Annotated in this window: 13 protein-coding genes and 1 pseudogene; 6 read left to right on the forward strand and 8 right to left on the reverse strand. The window is 72.2% G+C overall.

All coding sequences use genetic code 11. From position 1 onward, the window contains the following. The first annotated feature begins 170 nt into the window (after window positions 1-170). On the forward strand, window positions 171-557 hold the full coding sequence (locus tag ACZ516_RS00145; protein ID WP_469007770.1) for a DUF3099 domain-containing protein: 387 nt from the start codon (window positions 171-173) through the stop codon (window positions 555-557). Window positions 558-745: 188 nt separating this feature from the next. Continuing rightward, window positions 746-961 carry a hypothetical protein gene (locus tag ACZ516_RS00150; RefSeq protein WP_361088386.1) on the forward strand — a complete coding sequence of 72 codons (216 nt, stop codon included), beginning with the start codon at window positions 746-748 and terminating at the stop codon, window positions 959-961. Window positions 962-1,090: 129 nt separating this feature from the next. Here the strand turns inward: ACZ516_RS00150 and moaA are convergent, their stop codons facing one another. The 3 genes from moaA to ACZ516_RS00165 all read right to left on the reverse strand — a co-directional run bounded on the left by moaA (window position 1,091) and on the right by ACZ516_RS00165 (window position 4,330). Beyond that, on the reverse strand, window positions 1,091-2,098 hold the full coding sequence (gene moaA / locus ACZ516_RS00155; protein ID WP_469007771.1) for a GTP 3',8-cyclase MoaA: 1,008 nt from the start codon (window positions 2,096-2,098) through the stop codon (window positions 1,091-1,093). Window positions 2,099-2,273: 175 nt separating this feature from the next. Further along, the gene (locus ACZ516_RS00160) at window positions 2,274-3,911 is read right to left on the reverse strand and encodes a solute symporter family protein (RefSeq protein ID WP_469007772.1); all 1,638 of its coding nucleotides are present in this window, start codon (window positions 3,909-3,911) and stop codon (window positions 2,274-2,276) included. Then, the gene (locus ACZ516_RS00165) at window positions 3,908-4,330 is read right to left on the reverse strand and encodes a DUF485 domain-containing protein (protein ID WP_358589906.1); all 423 of its coding nucleotides are present in this window, start codon (window positions 4,328-4,330) and stop codon (window positions 3,908-3,910) included. The genes ACZ516_RS00160 and ACZ516_RS00165 overlap by 4 nt, the downstream gene beginning before the upstream one ends. A gap of 330 nt (window positions 4,331-4,660) precedes the next feature. On the opposite strand from ACZ516_RS00165, the gene ACZ516_RS00170 reads away from it, so the two are divergent. The 4 genes and pseudogenes from ACZ516_RS00170 to ACZ516_RS00185 all read left to right on the forward strand — a co-directional run. Beyond that, window positions 4,661-6,208 (forward strand): S8 family serine peptidase, encoded by a 1,548-nt coding sequence (locus ACZ516_RS00170; protein WP_361084151.1) that lies wholly within the window; start codon window positions 4,661-4,663, stop codon window positions 6,206-6,208. 14 nt (window positions 6,209-6,222) lie between these two features. After that, window positions 6,223-7,830 carry a S8 family peptidase gene (locus ACZ516_RS00175; RefSeq protein ID WP_358913967.1) on the forward strand — a complete coding sequence of 536 codons (1,608 nt, stop codon included), beginning with the start codon at window positions 6,223-6,225 and terminating at the stop codon, window positions 7,828-7,830. A gap of 96 nt (window positions 7,831-7,926) precedes the next feature. Next, window positions 7,927-8,490, forward strand: a complete 564-nt coding sequence (locus ACZ516_RS00180) for a hypothetical protein (protein WP_469007774.1) — start codon at window positions 7,927-7,929, stop codon at window positions 8,488-8,490. Then, window positions 8,487-8,663: pseudogene (locus ACZ516_RS00185) on the forward strand (CoA transferase); the annotation flags it as partial. The gene ACZ516_RS00180 and the pseudogene ACZ516_RS00185, both read left to right, overlap by 4 nt. Window positions 8,664-8,705: 42 nt before the next feature. Here the strand turns inward: ACZ516_RS00185 and ACZ516_RS00190 are convergent. The 5 genes from ACZ516_RS00190 to ACZ516_RS00210 form a co-directional block, all read right to left on the reverse strand. Continuing rightward, the gene (locus tag ACZ516_RS00190; protein ID WP_469007775.1) at window positions 8,706-9,455 is read right to left on the reverse strand and encodes a lysoplasmalogenase; all 750 of its coding nucleotides are present in this window, start codon (window positions 9,453-9,455) and stop codon (window positions 8,706-8,708) included. After that, window positions 9,452-10,420, reverse strand: a complete 969-nt coding sequence (locus ACZ516_RS00195; RefSeq protein ID WP_469007776.1) for a sterol desaturase family protein — start codon at window positions 10,418-10,420, stop codon at window positions 9,452-9,454. Before ACZ516_RS00195 ends, ACZ516_RS00190 begins: the two co-directional genes overlap by 4 nt. A 139-nt stretch (window positions 10,421-10,559) precedes the next feature. After that, window positions 10,560-11,207: a hypothetical protein gene (locus tag ACZ516_RS00200; protein ID WP_358698112.1), complete on the reverse strand. Its 648-nt coding sequence runs from the start codon at window positions 11,205-11,207 to the stop codon at window positions 10,560-10,562. Further along, entirely contained in the window at window positions 11,204-11,542 is a 339-nt protein-coding gene (locus tag ACZ516_RS00205) for a hypothetical protein (protein ID WP_358698113.1), read from the reverse strand. Before ACZ516_RS00205 ends, ACZ516_RS00200 begins: the two co-directional genes overlap by 4 nt. Window positions 11,543-11,610: 68 nt before the next feature. Further along, the gene (locus ACZ516_RS00210) at window positions 11,611-16,803 is read right to left on the reverse strand and encodes an HD domain-containing protein (protein ID WP_469007778.1); all 5,193 of its coding nucleotides are present in this window, start codon (window positions 16,801-16,803) and stop codon (window positions 11,611-11,613) included. Between the last annotated feature and the right edge of the window lie 35 nt (window positions 16,804-16,838).

A 16,838-nucleotide genomic window follows, 5' to 3' on the forward strand; every position in this document is an offset into this window, starting at 1 on the left:
GTACGGCGCATGTCGGGCGCCCCCATCCGGGGCGGGACACGGGAAGAAGCGTGCCGGGCGCAGGTCTGCCCCGCTCTCGTGGGCGGCGCGGGTCAGGCGTACCGTGGAGGTGCCGGACCGGGGCAGATTCCGGGGTGAGTCCGGCGCAGCGGACAGGGTGGTGGAACGTGATGCGGAAGCAGAGCGGTGGCCAGGTCTTCCGGATCACCGGGGCCCGTCAGGGCCTCGCGGAGGACGTGCGCGGGCGTCAGCGCCGGTATGTGATCTCCATGTCGGTCCGGACGCTGTCCGTGGTCGCCGCGGCCGTGCTGTGGAACGTCGAACGGCATGTGGCCGTCGTCGCGCTGGTCCTCGGCGTGCTCCTCCCGTACATCTCCGTGGTGATCGCCAACGCGGGGCGCGAGAGCAACCGCTCGCTGCCGTCGACGTTCGTACCCGCTCCTTCTCGGCCAATGCTCGCGCCGCCCGCTCCGGTCGGTCCCGCCGAATCCGTCCCGGAAGATCCCCTGGGTGGTGCGCACGACCAGCGGCGCAGCGCTCCGCACGGTCGGAACTGACCGTCGACGTTCCGCCAAGCTCAAGAAAAGCTCAGATCAATCATGTGGTTCCGGTGCCGGTCATCGGGTCCCGCGTGACATACTTCGTACGCGCTCCGCATCCCCCGTCGGAGCGACAGACCGACGCCGGGCAGCTCCCCCCGTGGCTGCTCGGCGTCGCCTTGTTCGGAACGTTGTGGGACACGACTGTGAGTGACGAAACACCGATCTGTTCCGCCAAGGGCTGCCGCGTCGCCGCGGTCTGGGTGCTCGCCTGGAACAACCCGAAGATCCACACGCCGGAGCGGCGCAAGACGTGGCTCGCGTGCGACGAGCACCGCGAGCACCTCTCCCAATTCCTCGGCGTACGTGGAATGTTGAAGGACGTCGTGCCGCTCGCGGAGTGGACGGACCAGAGCTCCTAGGGCGTGTTTCGAAAGTAGCGTCGTCCGCCCGCAGGGCGGGCCTGGCGGCGTCTGGTGCGTGCGATCCCGACAACGCGGCGAGCGTGCGTGCCAGGCGTCGCCAGGCAGACGGGACTTTCGAAACATGCCCTAGCCGCCGATGGCGGACATCGGGCGCTCCGGCTGGAGGAATGAGGGGTCGTCCAGGCCCGAGCCGGCCTTCTTGCCCCACATGGCGCGCTTCCAGATGCGGGCGATCTCCTCGTCCGAGCCTTCCTCGCTGCTCTCCGGGGCGGCGCGCAGTGCCGCGCGCAGGTCCGTCTCCTCGGTGGCGAACAGGCAGGTGCGCACCTGGCCGTCGGCGGTGAGCCGCGTGCGGTCGCAGGCCGAGCAGAAGGGGCGGGTCACGGAGGCGATGACGCCGACGCGGTGCGGGCCGCCGTCCACGAGCCAGCGCTCGGCGGGGGCCGAGCCGCGCTCCCCGGTGCCTTCCTCCGTGAGCTCGAAGCGGGTGCGCAGGGAGGCCAGGATGTCGCCCGCGGTGATCATGCCGTCGCGCTTCCAGCCGTGCTGGGCGTCGAGCGGCATCTGCTCGATGAAGCGCAGTTCGTAGTCGTTCTCCACGGCCCAGGCCAGGAGGTCGGGGGCCTCGTCGTCGTTGAGCCCCGGCATCAGGACGGTGTTGACCTTGACGGGGGTCAGCCCGGCGTCGCGGGCCGCTTCGAGGCCTTCGAGGACGTCCTTGTGGCGGTCCCGGCGGGTGAGGGTCTTGAAGACGTCGGGGCGCAGGGTGTCCAGGGAGACGTTGACCCGGTCGAGGCCGGCGGCCTTGAGGGCCTCGGCGGTGCGCTTGAGGCCGATGCCGTTGGTCGTCAGGGACATCGTGGGGCGGGGCGCCAGCTGGGCGCAGCGCTCGACGATCCCGACGAGGCCGGGGCGCAGGAGGGGCTCGCCGCCGGTGAAGCGGACTTCCGTGATGCCGAGCCGCGTGACGGCGACGCGCACGAGGCGCACGATCTCGTCGTCGGTGAGCAGGTCGGGCTTGGCCAGCCACTGCAGGCCTTCTTCCGGCATGCAGTACGTGCAGCGCAGGTTGCAGCGGTCGGTCAGTGAAACGCGCAGGTCAGTGGCTACTCGGCCAAAGGTGTCGATGAGCACTGCGGCCCCCTCCCCGGCGGTTGGATGCTCGCGGGTCCCACCGGTAGGGATCCCACTGCTTTCGACCTTACGCGACCCCTGTGACAACCTCATGGGCCATTTGCCACGAGGAACGGCGCGGCCGCGTCGTAGGACTGTACGACGCGGCCGCTACGAACATGTGAACACTTTCCGGTCAGTGGGCCCCGAAGCCGGTGAGGGACTTGACCTCCAGCTCGGCGTATTTGCCCTTGTCGGGCTCCTCCTTGGACAGGACGGAGCCGAGCCAGCCGAGCAGGAAGCCCAGCGGGATGGAGATCAGGCCCGGGTTCTCCAGCGGGAAGAAGTCGAAGTTCGCGTCCGGGAACATCGAGGTGGGCTTGCCGGAGACGACCGGGGAGAACAGCACCAGGCCGACGGCCGCGGTCAGACCGCCGTAGATGGACCACAGGGCGCCCTGCGTGGTGAATCTCCGCCAGAACAGGCTGTAGAGGATCGTCGGCAGGTTGGCCGAGGCGGCGACGGCGAAGGCGAGGGCGACGAGGCCCGCGACGTTCAGGTCGCGGGCCAGGGCGCCGAGCGCGATGGAGACGATCCCGATGAAGACGGTCGCCCAGCGGGCGGCCCTCATCTCCTCCTTCTCGGTGGCCTTGCCCTTGCGGATCACGTTGGCGTAGATGTCGTGCGCGAAGGACGAGGACGAGGCCAGGGTGAGGCCCGCGACGACCGCGAGGATCGTGGCGAAGGCGACCGCGGAGATCACCGCGAGGAGGATCGCGCCGCCGGTGGAGCCCCCGCCGCCGCCGATCTCCAGGGCGGCGAGCGGCGCCGCCGTGTTGCCCGCCTTGTTGGAGGCGATGATGTCGGCGTGCTTGAGCAGGGCCGCGGCGCCGAAGCCGAGCACGATGGTCATCAGGTAGAAGGCGCCGATGATGCCGATGGCCCAGTTGACGGACTTCCGGGCGGCCTTCGCGGTGGGCACGGTGTAGAAGCGGATCAGGATGTGCGGCAGGCCGGCGGTGCCGAGGACGAGGGCGATGCCGAGCGAGATGAAGTCCAGCTTGGAAGTGGCGCTCAGGCCGTACTTGAGGCCGGGTTCCAGGAACTTCGAGCCCTGGCCGCTGTTGGAGGCGGCCGAGCCGAGCAGGTCGGAGACGTTGAAGTGGAACTTCAGCAGGATCAGGAAGGTGATGAGGACGGTGCCCGTGATGAGCAGGACGGCCTTGACCATCTGCACCCAGGTGGTGCCCTTCATGCCGCCGATGGTGACGTAGACGATCATCAGGACGCCGACGAGGGCGACGATGAGGATCTTGCCCGCGTCGGAGGTGATCCCGAGCAGCAGCGAGACCAGGACGCCCGCGCCCGCCATCTGGGCGAGCAGGTAGAAGATCGAGACCACGATGGTGGAGGTGCCGGCGGCCGTGCGGACCGGGCGCTGGCGCATGCGGTACGCGAGGACGTCGCCCATGGTGTAGCGCCCGGAGTTGCGCAGCGGCTCGGCGACCAGGAGCAGCGCCACCAGCCAGGCGACCAGGAAGCCGATGGAGTACAGGAAGCCGTCGTAGCCGAAGAGGGCGATGGCGCCGGCGATGCCGAGGAAGGACGCGGCGGACATGTAGTCGCCGGAGATCGCGAGGCCGTTCTGGAAGCCGGTGAACTGGCGGCCGCCCGCGTAGAAGTCGGCGGCGCTCTTGGTCTGCCGGCCGGCCCAGACGGTGATGCAGAGGGTGGCGACGACGAAGGCGGCGAAGAGGCTGATGATCAGCGTGCGGTGCTCGGAGGCGTCGGAGGCCGCCGCGAGGTTCATGGCGGCGGTGTGCGCGGGGCTCATGCGTCGCCCTCCTTGCGGGGCTCGGTGCCGGTCTCCGTGCGGGATGCCATGCGGGTCTCCATGCGGGACTTGATCGCCTCGGCCTTCGGGTCGAGCTTCGCGGCGGCGTGCCGGGAGTAGAACCAGGCGATGAGGAACGTGGTCAGGAACTGCCCGAGGCCGAGCACCAGGGCGACGTTGATGTTGCCGAACAGCTTGGTGCCCATGAAGTCGCCCGCGTAGTTGGAGAGCAGGACGTACACGAGGTACCAGGTGATGAAGGCGACGGTGAGCGGAACGGCGAACGAGCGGTGCGCGGCGCGCAGTTCACCGAACTCCGCGCTCTGCTGCACCTCGGTGAACTCCTCCGTGGAGGGCGCGTGGGGAGCGGTTTCTTTTCCTGCGCCACCCTTCGAAGGGGGCGGTGCGTCGGTGGCCACGGAGTCTCCTCGTGGTGCGGGTGGGATGGGGACGGTCGGTTCTTCCATCGGTTCTCTGGTCTCGCGTTCCGGGGTGACGCGGATCACGTGGACCACGGTTGGCGATGCTAGGGCCACAGGACGTGATCCGACAGGGGTTGATGTTGCTTCCGTTGTCTGCTCAACGTCGCGGTGGCGCGCACGACGCGCCCCGGACCGCCGGTTTCTTCAGGAAGGCATTGCTGGCCTGGGAGTTCGGGGGATAGCTTCACCCGTGCACGACCCGTCATGTACCTGCCCGAGCACCAGCTGTGTTCGGGCAGTTCCGTATCCGGATGATGTGGAGATCCCATGGCTCATCTGCGTTCAAGACGCCGTACGGCGCTCACCGTGCCGCTCGGTATCGCGCTCGCCGCGTCGGTCGGCCTCGTACCCGGTGCCGCGACGGCGGCCCCGGACGAATCGCCCGCCCCCGCCGTCGCGTCGGCCGCGAAGGACGCCCCCGTTTTCGCGTACGTCGTCAACACCCGTGCGGACCACCGGACGACGGCGTACGTGAAGCGGGCGATAGCCGAGGCCGGCGGCTCCGTCGTCGTCGCACACGACACGATCGGCGTCATCGTCGCGCACTCGTCGGACCCCGCGTTCGGCGAGCGGATACGCGGCGTCCGCGGTGTGCAGTCCGCGGGCGCGACCCACACCGCGCCGCTGCGGGCCGCGGGCACCACGGACGACGGCAAGGCGGAGCTGCTGTCCAAGGCCGACGCCGAGGCCCTGAAGCGGACCGCCGCCCCGGGCGCGGAGCCGATGGAGGGCGACCAGTGGGACCTGCGGGCGATCGGGGCCGACAAGGCGGCCAGGATCAACCCGGGCAGCAGGAAGGTCACGGTCGCCGTGATCGACACCGGCGTCGACGACACCCACCCCGACCTGGCCCCGAACTTCTCGGCGGCGCAGTCCGCCAGTTGTGTCGGCGGCAAGGCGGACACCTCGGCCGGTGCGTGGCGCCCGGCGAACAAGGACCACTACCACGGCACGCATGTGGCGGGTGAGATAGCCGCCGCGCGCAACGGCGTCGGCGTCGCGGGCGTCGCGCCCGGCGTGAAGATAGCGGGCATCAAGGTCGCCGACCCGGTCGACGAGCTGTTCTACCCGGAGAACGTGGTCTGCGCCTTCGTGTTCGCCGCCGACCACGGCGTCGAGATCACCAACAACAGCTACTACGTGGACCCGTGGCTGTACAACTGCAAGGACGACCCCGACCAGCGGGCCATCCTCGACGCGGTCAACCGCGCCCAGCTGTACGCCCAGCGCAAGGGCACCCTCAACGTCGCCTCCGCGGGCAACTCCAACCACGACCTGGACTCCCACGCGATCGTCGACAAGACGAGCCCGGACGACTCCACGCCGGTGATCCGCACCATCGACCCGCACGAGTGCCTGGACGCGCCGGCCCAGCTGCCCGGCATCGTCACCACGAGCGGGACGGGGGTCAAGACCCTCAAGGCGGCGTACTCCAGCTACGGCAAGGGCGTCGTGGACATCACGGCCCCCGGCGGCGACAAGTACCAGACACCGACCGACACCCCGTCGAAGAACGGCAACATCCTCTCCACCATGCCGAACGGCGAGTACGGCTGGCTGCGCGGCACGTCGATGGCCGCGCCGCACGCCGCGGGCGTCGCCGCGCTGCTGAAGTCCACGCACCCCAAGGCGGGCCCGGCGCAGCTGCGCGGCCTCCTGAAGGCGCAGGCCGACCGCATGGAGTGCCCCGCCGAGCCGTACGACCCGGACAGTGACGGTGACGTCGACGCGGTCTGCGAGAACGGCGGCAAGGGCGACAACGGCTTTTACGGCAGCGGACTCGTCGACGCGCTCGACGCCGTGAAGAAGAAGTGACGGGGGACACGGACATGACCAGGTCGACCAGATTCTCCGCCGGGGCCATATCCCGGGCCAGGACCACCGGTTTCCCGCGCTCCCGGCGCGCGCTGGCCCTGCCGCTCGGGGTGGCGGTGGCCTCGGCCGTCGCCTTCCTGCCGGGCCCGGCCTCGGCGCGGCCCGCCGCGGTGCCGGACGCGCCGGCGTCCGCAGCCGCCTCGGCTACCTCGGCCTCCTCGGCCGATGCCGCGTCGATGAGTTACGTGGTGAACGTCCGGCCGGGCAAGGGCACTTCGGCCCGCGTGAAGAAGGCCATCGCCCGGGCCGGCGGTGACGTCGTCATCGCGTACGACCGGATCGGCGTCATCGTCGTCCACTCGGCGAACCCGGACTTCGCCGCGACGATCCGCGCGGTCAAGGGCGTCGACTCGGCGGGCGCGACCCGCACGGCTCCGCTGTCCGCGCAGTCCGACGACGCCCTGGACTCCGAGCACACGCTCACCGCCGCCGAGGTCGAGGCCGCCGCGGGCAAGGCGTCGGCGGGCCAGGACGAACTGGAGCCGCTCCAGTGGGACCTGCCCGCCATGAAGGCGGACAAGGCGCACAAGATATCGCTGGGCAGCCGCAAGGTGACGGTCGCCGTGCTCGACTCCGGGGTGGATGACACCCACCCCGACATCGCGCCCAACTTCGACCGCGAGGCGTCCGCGAGCTGCCTGAACGGGGTGCCCGTCCAGAAGGACAACGCGTGGCGCCCGGTCGCCCAGGAGAGCGACCACGGCATGCACGTGGCCGGTTCGATCGCCGCGGCGAAGAACGGCACCGGCATCACGGGCATCGCGCCCGGCGTGAAGGTGGCGAGCCTGAAGGTGGCCGAGCCCGCGACCGGCCTGTACTACACGGAGGCCGTCGTCTGCGGCTTCGTGTGGGCGGCCGAGCACGGCGTGGACGTCACCAACAACAGCTATTACACCGACCCGTGGCTGTTCAACTGCACGACGGACGACGACCAGAAGGCGCTGGTCGACGCGGTCGGCAGGGCCGCGCGGTACGCGGAGCGCAAGGGCGCGGTGAACGTCGCGGCCGCGGGCAACGCGCGCACCGACCTCGCGCAGGACGAGCTCGTCGACAAGACGAGCCCCAACGACACCACTCCGGTGACCCGCACCATCAAGACCAAGGACTGCTTCGACCTCCCCTCGCAGCTGCCCGGCGTCGTGACGGTCTCCGCCACCGGGGCCAAGAACATCAAGGCGTCGTACTCGAACTACGGCCAGGGCGTCATCGACATCACCGCCCCCGGCGGTGACCAGACGAGGTACCAGGCGCCCGAGCCGCCGGCCGTCGACGGCCGGATCCTGTCCACGCTGCCGGGCGGCAAGTTCGGCTACAAGGGCGGTACGTCGATGGCGTCCCCGCACGCGGCGGGCGTGGTCGCGCTGCTGAAGTCCACCCACCCGCACGCCTCCCCGGCCCGCCTGAAGGCGCTCCTGTACCGCCAGGCGGACGCCATCGCGTGCACGGATCCGTACGACATCGACGCCGACGGCAAGATCGACGCGGTCTGCGAGGGCGGCACGGAGAAGAACGGCTTCTACGGCGTGGGCATGGCCGACGCGCTGGACGCCGTGCGCAAGTAGCGCTGTGCCCGAGTAGCGATGTATCGGCACGGGTCGGGCCGGGCGGCCGAGGAGCCGCCCGGCCCTTTCCCGTCGCACCACGAGAGAATTTGTGTCATGTACGAGTTCAAAAGTTCCGCGTTCGTGTTCGCCGGCACGGAGCAGTGGGTGGCGTGGCCCGCCCGGCCCCGTTGGCAGCTGGTGCTGCGGTTCGCCGCCACGGTGCTGTTCATGCCGTTCTGGATCGCGCTGGGGGTCGCGGTCTTCGCCGCCGTCCTCGCCATCGGCCTGGCCACCGAGGTCATCGCCGCGGTGAGCTCCTCGTACGAGCGGGCCTACGAGGACTTCATGGACCGGGCGATGGGCCGGATCACCACGCTCCCCCGCTGGTGCGTGCTCTGGTCCGAGGTGCGCCACGAAGGGGACGCCTCCTACTACCGCGCCCGCGTCGACGCGGCGCTCGCCCGGTGGACAAAGCGCGCGTCGGCGCCGCGCGTGCCCAAGAAGCCGGCACCTCCTTGCGAGTGCGAGATCCCGCGGCGCGACTACCGCGGCTGCGGCGGGCACTACGTCGTCCAGGCGGCGGCCGCCCAGGGGTGGGAGCTGCGGCCCTCGACGCCGGGTGTGTCGATCCGGCTCTGGTGGTCGGCGGCGTCGGAGCGTGAGGGGACGGCCGCGTGAGCGGCACCGGGGCCGCCTGGGCCGCGCTCGGCGGTGACGCCGCGCTCCTGTCCCGGGTCTCCTTCGTCGTACGCGAGGGCGCCCTGCCCGCGCGGCTGCCCGTCATCGGGCTCGCGCGGGCCTGTGGCGCCGTCTGCGCCCTGGCCGCCGCCGAGCTGTCGGCCGCGCGCGGCAACGGAGGCGTGCCGTCCGGGCACGGGTGACCGTCTGCGCGCCTACGCCCCCGCGCGCGGGGAGGTGGTCGCGCTGGGTGTGGTCGTCGTGCTGTCGGCACTGCTGACCGCGGTGCCGTTGCCGGTCCGCCGGTGAGCCGCGCGCAGGACACCTGTGGTCAGCAGGTACTGCGCCGCGAGGTAGGTGAGCATGATCGCGAAGTCGGGCCTCGGCGGCTGCGGCCACGCAGCGACGCCGGTCGCGATGAGCGTGTCGGAGACAAGGAACAGCGCCCCTCCGGCGGCCGCCGCGGGACCGAGCGCGGTGGCGCCGTACGCCATGGCCGTGAGCAGCAGGCTGTAGCCCGCCACGGGGCCCCGCATGTCGGCCGGCAGGTCCGGCCACAGCAGCGTCACGGTGCCGGCGAGCGCGAGGGCGTACCCGGCGACAAGGACCGCCCCACGCGCGCGGGGCGAACCGCCCGCCGGGGCGTACCAGCGGGTGTCGCCATACCGCCTGAAGAGTACGAGGTAGCAGACGTGCCCGGCGGCGAAGGAGCCCATTCCGGCGAGGAAGGCGGGCTCGGCGTCGAAGAGGAGGAGGGTGTCGCCGCCCCAGCCGAAGAGGAGGGCGGCGATCAGCGGGCGGGGGGCCCGCCGGGTGGCGGCGTAGGCCGCGAGGAGCGGCATGAGCAGCGGCTTGCACACGGCATGGCCGGGGCCGAGGTCCGCGAGGAGCGAGAGGAGGTCCCCGAGCGCGGCGAGGGCGAAGGCGCCGAGGAGCAGCCGGGGCGCGGGCCGCCGCGCCGTCACGCCGCCCGCTCCGCGACCGCCGCCTCACCGGGCCGCACGGTGGCCGTGGCGGCCGTGTCGGCCGTGTCGGCCGTGGCGGCCGTGGCGGCCGTGTCGGCCGTGTCGGCCGTGTCGGCCGTGTCGGCCGTGGCGGCCTTCGGTCGCCAGCCGGGGCCGCGGAAGACCCGCCCGGCCCGCTCGCGCCAACTGGTGGCCGCCCGCAGGTCCCTGGCGATGGCCGCGTACTCATGGGTGGCGACGCGCAGCGGGTTGTACGTGCTGATGTTCTTCGTCAGGCCGTACACGGGACGGTCGGTCTCGGCGACCCAGGAGCCGAACAGGCGGTCCCAGATGATCAGGATGCCGCCGAAGTTGCGGTCAAGATAGCCGCCCTGGGAGGCGTGGTGGACGCGGTGGTGCGAGGGCGTGTTGAAGACGAACTCGAAGGGCCGGGGCAGCTTCCCGATGCGTTCGGTGTGGATCCAGAACTGGTAGACCAGGTTGGCCGACGAGCAGAAGGCGAGCGCCGCCGGGTGGACGCCGCAGGCGATGAGCGGCAGGTAGAACGGCCACACCGTCAGGCTCGTCCAGGGCTGGCGCAGCGCGGTCGTGAGGTTGAACTTGCGGCTGGAGTGGTGCACGACGTGGCAGGCCCACAGGATGCGGATGACGTGATGGCCCCGGTGCGACCAGTAGTAGAAGAAGTCCTGGGCGAGGAGCATCAGCGGGATCGTCCACCACAGCACGGGGACGCGCAGGGGCGTCAGCGCGTAGACGGCCGTGTAGATCGCGACGATCGGGATCTTCCACAGCAGGTCGAAGGCGAGGCTGCCGAGGCCCATGGTGACGCTGGTCGCCGCGTCCTTGGTCTCGTACCCCGCCGCGTCCTCGTCGGGATGGATCCGGTGGCTCACGATCTCGACGGCGGTGAGCAGCACGAAGGCGGGGATGGACCACAGCACGACATCGGGCAGGTTCGGGGACATGCGTGCACGGTAGAACGGCTCCCCGCCCGCGACTAGGGGTTGTTACCGACAAGTATTACCGGCGGTACGAGGCTGGTTGTTGGTGATCCCCGCCAAAGGCCGGGCCGTGGGCTGCCGGAGCGGCGGTCGCCCGGCGGTCTCAGCAGCGCCTCGCCGGGGCCAGCGACGTGACCTCGTCGGCGGGTATCGTCCGCCGCGCCGGCCTCCCCCCGCGGGCCCCCTCGCCCGCCACCCGGAGCACCACGCCCCGGGCGTCGCTCACCACCAGCTCTCCGCAGGCGGTGCCCCGCGCCGTCGTCACCCGCACCAGCGGCGGCCCACCAGCGTCTCCCTCGGCCTTCTTGTCCTCCTCGGCGCCGACCGGCACGACCCAGCTGACCGCCAGGGCGGCCACGATCGCGCACAGGCCCACGACCGAGCGCCGCCGGGCACAGGCCAGGGCGTCCTGGGTCTGCTCGACCTCGTCGAGGACGGCCGCGAAGAGCCGGTCGCCGCTCAGCCAGACCTGCTGCCCGAGTTCGCCGTGTGCGGCCCGCACCGCCTTCAGCGCGCCGGACAGCAGCAGGGCGAAGGCGGCGACGAGCAGGCCCGCCGTGGTCCACCGCCACAGGTCGGGCATCCCCGCGACGCTCTCGCGGCCTTTGAGCACGAAGACGGCGCCGACGAGTCCGGTGAGCCCGGCGAGGCCGTTGCGCCATCCCTCGGCCTGTCGGCGGACGGCGCCGAGCTGGTCGATCTGGAGCTGCTGTCCGAGTTGCGCGAACCGCTTCTTGGCGAGGTCGGTCACGGGGTGGCACCCCCTGGTGCCGGGGGCGGAACCGGTACGTCCCAGAAGGCGCCGCACCCGGAGTCGGGCGACTCGGGCGGCCGGTCCGGGTGCGGGTAGCCGCACTGGCAGTAGACCGGGATGGAACCGGTGAGCGGCTCGGGCCGGGTGCGCCGCCCGCGCCCCTTGGCGGGGCCGAGCACTCCGAAGGCGACCCGGAACACGGTGCGGCCGCGGCAGACCGGGCAGGCGCCGGTGACGGTGTACCAGCGGCCGTCGGGGGAGCGCTCCACGGTGAAGGAGCCGGCGGCCTGGGCCTCCGACTCCTGGAACGGAGTCGGATCGTGGGCGGGCATGGGGTGTCGTCCTCCGTGAGCAAGTCGGCCGGGCGGTCAGGCGGTCAGTCGGTCAGGCGGTCAGGCGGTCACTCGGTCGCGGGCACGTAGCGCTCGGCCCGCGGAGTCGGGGCGGGCTCGGCGGGGCAGTGCGCGGGCAGGGTCGTACCGAACAGGGGGGCGTACAGGGCGAGCCGGTCCCGTACCCAGGGGGTGGACTCCTCGACCTCGCGGGCGGCGACGGCGATGTGGCGGGCGGTGATCTCCCCGGCGACGGCGGGGGCCCGCCCCGTGAAGTGGGAGGTGAGCAGGATCAGGTCCTGCCAGCGGGGGATCATCGCCATGTCGGGCCGTTCCATGGTGAGTTCGAGGCCGAAGGGGCGGTAGCGCGCGAGCCGGTCCCAGGCCCGGTCGAGGGGCCAGCCGAAGCGGGCGGCCGCGCGGACGAGGTCGAGAGGGGCGACGGGTCGGCCGCTGCCGACCAGGTCGCCCTTGAAGAGGGCGGTGTCGTGGACGGTGGGCCGGTGGTCGCGCCACGTCTGGTCGTCGGTGTCGGCGGGGGCCTGCCAGGGGGCACCCAGTTCGGCGTACGGAAGGAGGGTGTCCAGGCTCTGGCCCAAGGTGCAGTCCTGGTCGCGCGCGTGCGCGATCAGGGGGCGTACGTCCGGGGTCTCGCGCCAGACGACGCCCCGTTTGCCGCGCAGGCAGCAGGCGGTGGCGTCCGCCTGGGAAGGGCGCAGCCCGGCGAGCCTGGGGGACGGCAGGCGCAGGGGAGCCTCGTGGCCCGTCAGGGGGCCGAGTACGGCGAGCCGGTCGAAGGTCGGGCCGAGGGGCTGCTCGGCGAGCGCCGCGGCCACCAGGCCGTAGGCCGCGTCGAACTCCTCCTGCACGTCGTCGAAGCCGGCCCCCTCGGTCCGTTGCAGGATCCCGTACACGTTCGGGTTGCCCGGCAAGAGTTCCAGGTCCTGACGCGACACCTCCCGCCAGCGGTCCAGCAGTCCGGGCGCCGACGCGTGGATCAGACCGCCCTCCGCCAGCCGGGTGAGAGCCCGGCGCACCTGCTCGGGGTCGGTCCGCACCTCATGGACCGCGCGGGCCGTTTGGACGAGCGGGACGGGCACCGCTTGGACGCCCAGGGGATCGAGGCGGGACCGGGAAGGCTTCAGCAACTCGCAGTCGAGTCTGCTGCACATGTATCCGGCGAGGCCGCCGAGTTCGGGCACCTTCATCCCGAGGGCCTCGAACTGGGGGGCGAACCGCTCGACGACCTCGGCGAACGTCAGGGACAGCGCCTCCGAGGCGATGCCCACCCGGACGAGCGACACCTGCGCATCGGTCACGTACGGGCTGAAGAATTCGGCGTACGCGTCCTTCTCCGCGCCGCTCAGCCCACGGCGCTTGTCGTCCTCCTCGGCCACGGCCTGCCGCTCCTCCCCCAGCGCGGGAAGCTCCGGCAGGCCCAGCCAGGCGTAGCGGCGCAGCACCTCGCCGTAGAACCGGTGGTCCGGGCGGGGGCCGCGCCTGCCGCGCCCGTCGAGCCCCGCGCACCAGGGGTGCCACGACAGGGCGTTCAGCTCTTCGGCGGTGGCCGGCCGGTCGGCGGGCGGCTCCGCGACGGTGTCCGGTACGCGCAAGGCGAATCCGGCGGCGGCGAAGCGCCGCATCCGGCCGAGCGCCTCCCGCAAGGGAAGCCCGGTCCATGTGGAGAACCGCTCGAGGAGCCAGACCGTGTCCTCGACGGCGCTCTTCTCGGTCTCGAGCCGCCAGTAGGGCCCGAGGCCCCCGTAGCCGCCGCGGCCGTTGAGCAGCCCGCGGTCGATGTCGTCCAGCTCCATGGCATGGGCCGCTTCGAGGTCGGCCACGGCGGGCACGTCGATCCCCGTGACGGCGTGGCGGCGGACCCGCGTCAGCAGGCTGCCGAACGTGTGCTTCTCGGTGGCGGGCGACATGGCGGCCCGGAGCAGGAAGTCGCCCGCGTCCAGGTTGTTGTGGTCGGCTCGGGCCTCCCAGGCGCGGGGCCGCGGGTATCCCTCGACGGAGTCCGGCACGGGAAGGGCCCGGCGGCGTTCGCTCCGCCGGATGCCCGCGTCCCGCAGGATGCCCGAGCGCCAGGCCAGGTAGCGTTCGTCGGCGAGTGCGTACCCGGGTCTGGACCTCTCGTGCTCGATGGCGAGCGCCGGGTCGCTCGGGAAGTAGCCCACCCGGCGGAAGGGAATGGGGGCCCGCTGGTCCCAGGCCAGCACGGAGGTGACCCGGGCGTCCGCGGCCAGCAGTCGTTCCGTGATCCGCGCGGCGCCCTCCGGCACCCACCAGGCGAATTCCCAGAGCCACTCCAGGTGGAACCACTGGGGAGCCTCGAACCTCGCGCAGGCGTCGATGATCTCGCGGGCCACCCACTCCTGGTCGTAGGAGAAGACGCGGGTTCTGCTGGTGCTGAGCTCCGGTGTGTGGCTCTCCCGGAGATCCACCACGCACCCGGCCGGGAATCTGCCGCGTCGGGAGTCGTGGGGCTCCCTGTCGTCGTCCCCCCTGGGCCAGGGGGGCAGGTGGAACTCCAGCTCCCCGGCCTGCTCCCCCGGCGTCCCCACCAGCACCCCGTCGGCCAGCAACCGGCCGTCCCCCGGCACCCACCACAGGTCCCGCGCCGCCCGCACCGCCCGACCCGCGTCGCCTTCGTAGTAGAGCGTGTCCGGCTCCCAGGTCCGCACCGTCTGCCCGTCGCGCTCCACCCGCATGGTGTAGTCGGTGCGCCACACCAGCGCCGCCAGCTCCTTGGCGACGTCGACGGAGTCGTCCTGGAGGTAGAGCCGCACCGTGGTGCCGCCGCCGGGCTGCGACTCGTCGCGGGGCCTGATCCGAAAGAGGCTGCCGCTGGAGGCGATGTCCACCCCCAGCCCGCGGCCCGACTCCGCGCGGCCGTACGCGTCCGTGGCGCGCGTGGAGATCCTGATCTCGTCGGCCAGCATGAAGTAACTGAACACGCCCACGCCGAAGCGGCTGTTGGGGTAGATCCGCAGGTTCTCGTCGGCCCGGCGCCACAGGGCCTGTTCCCTGCGGTACTCGCGGGACTGCTCGAAGCGCCGTCCCGCGCGGGAGAACGTGCCGCGGAGCGTGTCGCGCCCCATGCCGACGCCGTTGTCCTCGCACTCCACGTAGGGGCGGCCCTCGTCGTCGGTCCCCTGCCGGAAGACGATCTCGCCCCGCCAGCTGTACGGGATGCCCTTGCCGGCCTTGCCGTAGCGCAGCCGGGCCTGGCGGTAGCGGCAGGCGTCCAGGGCGTTCTGGTACAGCTCGCGCAGGGCGAGCTTGCGGTCCCCGTAGAGCTGCGTGCCCATGAGGAGTTCGCGCATCTCGTCCTCGGCCAGGCCGAAGCGCATGAGGGGCACTCCGTAGGCGTCGCCCTTGGTGCGGACGTCGTACTGGGGGCGCAGTCTGCCGCAGGTGACCCGCTCGGGCAGATGGGCGAGGAGGCCGTCGGGGGCCGGCCGGCCCAGGTGCTGCCTGATGCGCAGCACCGCGTCGTCGGTCCAGCCGGTCAGCGCCTCCAGGCCGGCGTGGACGGCGGGGTGGGGGCAGGCCACATCGAGGTCGATGGCGCGGGTGTAGCGGTCCCTGACCCACCTCAGCTCCCGCACGCACTCGACGGCCCGGCGGGGGACCAGGCCGTCGGCGACGCCGATGTTGTCGACGAGGACGCCGGGCAGCTCCCGCAGGTCCCCGCCGAGCAGTCCGGCGACGGCGATCAGCCAGGACAGCTCGCGGGGCCGCCAGGTCTCCGTCACCTCGCTGACGCCCGGCGGGCCGGCGAGCACGAGTTCGGCGACGCGGAAGGGCGGCTCGCGCTCCTCGTCGTAGGACCGGGCGGGTACGACACCTGTCTGGCGGCAGATACGCACGAGTTCGTCGGTGAGTTCGGCCACCCGGCGGGCGGAGGCGTCCTCGCCGATGAGCGCCGTGGCCAGCGGGGTCAGGAGCTGCCCGGCGTACGCCTCGTCCCACAGCTCCTCCTTGCCGCGGACGTGCCGGTGCAGGAGCCAGGCGGCGACGGCCTGTGCCTCCTCGGCCCGCCCCCGGGCGGCCAGTTCGCGGCCCTTGCGCCAGATCAGCGCGTGCGCGGCGAAGGTGTGCTCCAGGTCGACCCGCTCCGTCCGGAGTCCGGGGCCCGCCGGGACGGGATCGAGCCGGAAGGCGTCCGCGCCGACCGCCGCCTTGACGCCGAGCGCGTACAGCGCCTCCCGTACGAAGGGGGCGGCCGCGAGCACGGCGAACTCGCCCGCGTCCAGCAGGGGCCCGCCCTGGGTCCGGGAGGGGGCGAGCAGCGGGCGGAGGCCTCTGGTGAGGACCCGCACGGGGTAGTCGTCGTCGGCCCACGGGTCGGGCACCCCGGCCATCGAGGAGGTGTACCAGCGCGCGCACTGCCGGGTCAGTTCGACCAGGGCCTTTTGCAGCCGGGCCCGGCGGTCGTCGTCGCAGCGCACGGCCGTCCACAGTTCGGGGTCGCGCACAGCCGTCGACCACGACTCCTGGAGCGTGCGTCCCGCGCACAGGAGCACCGGGGCGATGGCGTCCGGCCCGCTCGGCGCGTAGTGCGGGGTGGGTGTCTGCTCGTGCCGGGCGGCGCGGGCCAGTTCGGTGGTCCGTGTGGTCGTGTACGCGATGACCTCGGCCACGGTGCGCGGCGCGGTGTCGGCGTCGAGTGCCTCGGCGAGGGCGCGCGTGAAGTGGCTGCCGTGCTCGTCGTCGGCGCCGCAGGTCTGGCCGGGCCCGCAACCGAAGAGGACGGCGACGCGGTCGCGCCACGCGGGGAAGTTGGTGGCGGGGCCGCCGTGCGAGGCGCTGTCCGGGCCCGCCCGGTCGCGGCAGGCGTCGACGGTGAGCAGTACCGTGCCGGCCTGGCAGCCCGCGAGCAGGGAGGTCAGGTCCAGGTCGATGAGGCTGTCGACGGCCACCTCGGGCGGCTGGACGGCCCAGCTCAACTGGGCGTCGGCGGGCACGAGATGGTCGGCGCCCCCGAGGGAGAGGCCGTGCCCGGTGAAGTGGATGAGGACGGTCCCGTCCTGCGGGGCCGTGCAGCAGATCCGGCTGACGGCGCTGCGGATGCGGGAGCGCTGGGCGGGCCGGTCGGGGGCGAGGCCGAGGACCTCGACGCTGTACCCGGAGGAGTGCAGGGCCTCGCCGAGGAGTTCCGCGTCCCGGTGGACGGCCGAGGTCAGGTCGGGGAAGGCCTCTTCCAGTTCGTAGCGCGGGACGGCGATGACCAGTGCCTGCTTGCTCTGCCCCATGGCCCGCGCCTCCCGTTGAACCGAGCTCGACGCGG

This window comes from Streptomyces sp. NPDC034037, assembly GCF_055575715.1.